Annotated in this window: 5 protein-coding genes; 4 read left to right on the forward strand and 1 reads right to left on the reverse strand. The window is 28.3% G+C overall.

Going from position 1 to position 4,901, the window contains the following annotated elements; translation table 11 throughout:
- Positions 1-363 precede the first annotated feature (363 nt).
- The 4 genes from GFJ99_RS13030 to GFJ99_RS13045 all read left to right on the forward strand — a co-directional run bounded on the left by GFJ99_RS13030 (position 364) and on the right by GFJ99_RS13045 (position 3,732).
- Positions 364-720, forward strand: coding sequence for a hypothetical protein (locus GFJ99_RS13030; RefSeq protein ID WP_153209453.1), 357 nt, complete (start codon positions 364-366; stop codon positions 718-720).
- A 192-nt stretch (positions 721-912) separates the two neighbouring features.
- A complete protein-coding gene (locus tag GFJ99_RS13035; RefSeq protein ID WP_153209455.1) occupies positions 913-1,422 on the forward strand; it encodes a hypothetical protein in 510 nt (169 codons plus the stop codon).
- Positions 1,423-1,616: 194 nt separating this feature from the next.
- The gene (locus tag GFJ99_RS13040) at positions 1,617-2,387 is read left to right on the forward strand and encodes a hypothetical protein (RefSeq protein WP_153209457.1); all 771 of its coding nucleotides are present in this window, start codon (positions 1,617-1,619) and stop codon (positions 2,385-2,387) included.
- A gap of 169 nt (positions 2,388-2,556) precedes the next feature.
- A complete protein-coding gene (locus GFJ99_RS13045; RefSeq protein ID WP_153209459.1) occupies positions 2,557-3,732 on the forward strand; it encodes a hypothetical protein in 1,176 nt (391 codons plus the stop codon).
- Positions 3,733-3,886: 154 nt separating this feature from the next.
- Here the strand turns inward: GFJ99_RS13045 and GFJ99_RS13050 are convergent, their stop codons facing one another.
- Positions 3,887-4,492: a DNA cytosine methyltransferase gene (locus GFJ99_RS13050; protein ID WP_153209460.1), complete on the reverse strand. Its 606-nt coding sequence runs from the start codon at positions 4,490-4,492 to the stop codon at positions 3,887-3,889.
- Positions 4,493-4,901: the final 409 nt, after the last annotated feature.

The following is a 4,901-nucleotide window of genomic DNA, read 5'->3' on the forward strand; positions in this document are numbered from 1 at the left end:
ACAGCGGTTTAAAAATATGGCTGGTTTCGGGATTTTTTGAAATGGCGCAGTTGCTCAATTTAAAGTTTTGTGTATATTTGTGTTGGCTTGGTGTTGGGTTTTCGCCACATTTTTAAGCCGCGAAACGTTACCAGTAATATGAAGAAAACTCTGCTAATAATAACATTTTTACTTTCAATTAAATTTTATTCTCAAGAAATAATAGAATTTAATAAGGGTGAGTTTTCATTTTATTTAACAAAAGATTGTAAAATCGGTGAATGTAAAATCAGTAAAATAATTGTCTTTAAAAGCGGAGAATTTATTCAAGAAATAACACCAAGCGAAAATCATTTTTCCTCATTCATAAATAATAAAAGTCTAATGGAAATTGAAGATGTAAATTTCGATAATCAGTTAGATTTTAGAATCATTAAATTTATTCCAGACGATATAATCTCATCAATATATTGGATTTTTAATACAAAAACCCAATTATTTGAAAAAAACACAGATTATGAAAAAATTATATTTCCTGAATTTGATTATGAAAAAAAAATAATCATTTCATCATGGCGAGATTATATTCGGTTTTACAAAGATTATTACAAACTAGAAAATGAAATTCCAATTCTTATTGAACGACATATAACTCAACCTAATAAAAATAGAGTTATTGAAGTTGAAATTTGGAAAATAGTGAACGGAGAGTTAAAACTAGTAAGTACAAAACAAAAATAAATACTACTGGTAACAGCCGTTTGTAGCAATTACTAAGCTTGGCTTGTGTTCGGAATTTTCTCCGAAAATTCCACGAGGAGTTTTGTACTTGTAATCTTTTGTTATAAATTTACGCAACTGCCACAAGCGGCAACACGTTAGCAGTAACTTTCTGAAAACCGCGAATTAACTGAAAACCTAAAGGAAAAATAAATGAAAAATGTTCCGAAAATATTTGCCTCCATTTTGCTTTTACTCATAATTTGGTCAACATACGTTTTTTTAAATTTTCCTAACAAAGAAAAAATAAAAGCAAAACTAAAAGACAATTATTCTGAAAATGTAACTCCTGAAAAGAATAATATTGAAAAATTAATAAAATTAGATAAAGATAATAAACGAACAATTTTACTTGGAAAAGCGGAAAGTTCAAAAATGTATAAAAGTTGGTTTCCGTTTACAACTCATAAATTTGGGAAAAATGAAACGGAAAAAATATTGAAAATCTTAAATGATGGAAGTAATTATATTTGGGGAGAAATTGGAACTCCATATTATGACCAAATAATAGTATTTTTCGACAAAGAAGAAAATGAAATCGGTTATGTGAATATAAGTTTGGACGGACAAATTGATGTTTTTCCGAATATTGCATTAACTAAATGGGGTTGTTTAAGTGATAAAGGATTCCGAGAATTAGTTACTGTGATTAGAATAGAATAAAAAGTGAAAATAAAAGCTACTGCTAACCGCGGTTTGCTTCAATGGCTACTTCCGGATTTTCCTACGGAAAATCCGCTGCTGAATGGAATGTTTTGTTATATTTGTAATGGCTTGGTGTTGGTTCAACGCCACTGAAAGCAAGCCACATAACGTTAGCCGTCAGTTTGGTAGAACGCAGAAAAAATGTCAAAAAAATGAATTTAAAAATATTAATTTTAATCTTATTTACACCTTTTCTTTTCGCTCAAGAGGAACCAGTTGTCTATGAAAATGATGCAAAAGCATATTACAACGAAAATTATAATTGGGATTCAAACGAACTCTCGTTTTGTGATTTAACTATCTCGCCAGATTCAACTTTTAGTTTTTACTGTAGACCTAATATAAGTTGTTGGACTTGGTTCGAAATCAAAGGAAATTGGAAAAAAGAAAATAATATTTATACTTTTTTAAGTCAATATGAAGTTTCTGAAAATAATACAAGACTTACATTTAACAAAGATTTGACAAAAAAATACTTATTGAAATTTAGAACTGATAAAAAATCTGAACTTAAAAATAGAAATATCAAAATAGAATATATTTATGATTATGATGCGAAAATAGACGACGTTGAAAAAACTATGCGTTTTGACAGCAATAACTCGATTGAAATTCCTTTCAAAGAGATTCCAAATCATAAAAAACTTGCATCTATAAAAATTGAATATTATCTAAGCGAAAGTGAAAAAAGATATGTATACATTACTGAAGGAAAAACTGTAAATGAGAAAGAAAAAGATATTCCTAATATTGTAGAAATTGAATTTGTTGAAAAGCCGTTAAATGAAATAGTTTATAGAACTACTATTGGAAAATTAGAAGGTGAAAAATTAGAAATTATTTCAAATGTAAAAACTAAAACAAGTCTTTCTGAAAATTTGAATGAAATAAGTTTTGAAAAATATTATGAATTACGAAAATAAAACCGAACGGCTAACAGCGGTTTGCTTCAATGGCTACTTCCGGATTTTCCTACGGAAAATCCGCTGCTGAATGGAATGTTTTATTATATTTGTAATGGCTTGGTGTTGGTGCAACGCCACTGAGAGCAAGCCGCGAAACGTTAGTGGCTATTTTTTGAAAACTGCATCTATGAAACTGAGAATCATAAATTTAATATTTACTTTTTTATTCATAAGTTCAATTTGTTTTGGACAAAAAAAGAATACAATTTTTTATTTGGAAGATAATGACAAACTAAATATTGTTCTAAATGGAAAAGTTGAAAAAATCTACATAAAAAATGAGAATGTTCAATATAAATCATCCGACTCGATAATTTATAAATTTAAAAAAAATGGGCTTCCTGAAAAAATAACATATTATGGTCTAGGCTTTAATGCTGTATTTGAAAAACTAGTAAATGAGGAAGTTCAGTATGAATTTAAAGAAAATAAACTTTTATCAAAACTAAACAAACTCAGTTTTGGAAACGACGGCGAAATTTATGAATATGATGAAAATTTGAATTTGATATCAGAAAAGAGTTATATGTCTAATATTTTAGTAAAAGAAACTCTATTGAAATATGATAATAAAAATCGAAAAGTTGAAAAAAGCGAATATTTATATGGTGGTTTTAGTACTTATAATCCATCGACACAAGAGGGAAAATCTAAATATTTACAAGAAGTAGAAAAATACGAATATAACTCTCAAGATAAAGTTAGTGTAAAAACGACATTTCGATTTAGAGAAAATAAAACTGTGCAACTTACAAGTTACAAATATGATGAAAATGGTAATTTAATTGAAGAAGGAAATTGCATTAGTTATGGTGAACCAAATTGTGAAATAAAACCAGTATTTGGTTTTGTATACAATTCAAAAAATTTAATCACTAAAAAATTCCAATTCGCAAAATTTTCACCTCATAACACAGAAGAATATTATCTATATGACGAAAAAGGTAATAATACAGAAGTAAAAGGACTTTACATTTATCCTGATAAAGAACCTATTATTGGTTTTCAAGACAAATATGAATATGATGAATTTGGCAATAAAATTAAAGATGAAGAAATTGTTGGAAAGTATAGAATGTTAGGCTTTGAAAAATATAAAACTCAAACTACAGAATATGACAAATTTCAAAATATTTTGCGAGAAGAATATATAACTTCAGAAGGTTCAACAATAAAAGTTATTAATAAAAAATATACCTATGACAAAAATGGAAATTGGACAAAAATGGAAACTTTTGAAGGAAAAAATAATAAAGAATTAAAATTAACTGAAACTTCTAAAAGAGAAATTAACTACTTCTAAATTAAAACAGCCACTAACAGCGGTTTCAAGAAATGGCGAGGCTCGGGATTTATCTGAAATGGAAAAGGTTATTAATTTAAAGTTTTGTTTAAATTTGTGAAGGCTTGGTCTTGGTTCATCGCCACTTCATGAAGCCGCAGAACGTTATAAACAATTATAGCAAAGTGCATTGTATAGAATTATTATTTTCAATAGATTTTAATGCACAGTCTAAAATATGTTTTCCTACGTTTGGCTCTACACTATTTCTTAATAATAAAGCCCCATTTATCCTTGGTATTGGTATTCCTAAATATTCACTAAGTTCTTCTTTTGTACTTCTTGAAACATCTATGTTTTTTACTTCTAATTGTTCTACTTTAAAATTAGTCCAATAAGGGTGTCTGCCTATCATTATGCTTGGTTGTATTAAATAATCGTAATAAGGAACAACATTTTCTATTGCATATTTTCCTTTAAACCAACTTTTTAAAAGTATTATTTGTTGGTATAAACTCATTTCAGCATACCTTTTTTCTTTTTGCGAATAACAAAGTCTGCTATGACTTGGACAAGGCGGGGAACTCCAGATAAAATCATAGTTTTGATAATTATGAAGTAGAAATTGATGACTATCAGTTTGTATAACTTCATCATTTGGAAATTTATATTTATACTCACTCGCAATGTCGCTATTTATTTCAATTGCTGTTATTTCGTGTTCATCCCCCCATAAAGTTCTGTTACCTCCTATACCAGCATATAAATTTAATATTTTCATAAAATAACTGTTTATAACAATGGTTTGTAGCAAAACTACTTTAGGCTACTTTGCCATCGTTGGTTAATAATTCTTTTGTACTTGTTGTGTGTGTTTTTAATTCTACGTTCTGCTACAAGCCATAAAACGTTAAATGCAATATATTTTCCGAACTTACACTGAACGCTTCGCTCCTATTTTTCGTTATATAATTTCTAAAAATGTAGCCGAAAAATTTTGCGTGATAAGTGAAATCTGAACCGAACTTTGCCGAAAAACTTTGTGTTGAAAATACGTTGCGTGAAACTAAAATTTGCGCGACAGACGAAGTTTGCGTGACATTGGAAAGCCGAAAACGAACTTTGCTGATAAACGTTGTGTTTTTTTAAGTTCCGAAAATATAATACTGCATTTAACAGCGGTTTAAAAA

Source organism: Flavobacterium sp. LMO6, from assembly GCF_009495795.1.
GTDB lineage: Bacteria > Bacteroidota > Bacteroidia > Flavobacteriales > Flavobacteriaceae > Flavobacterium.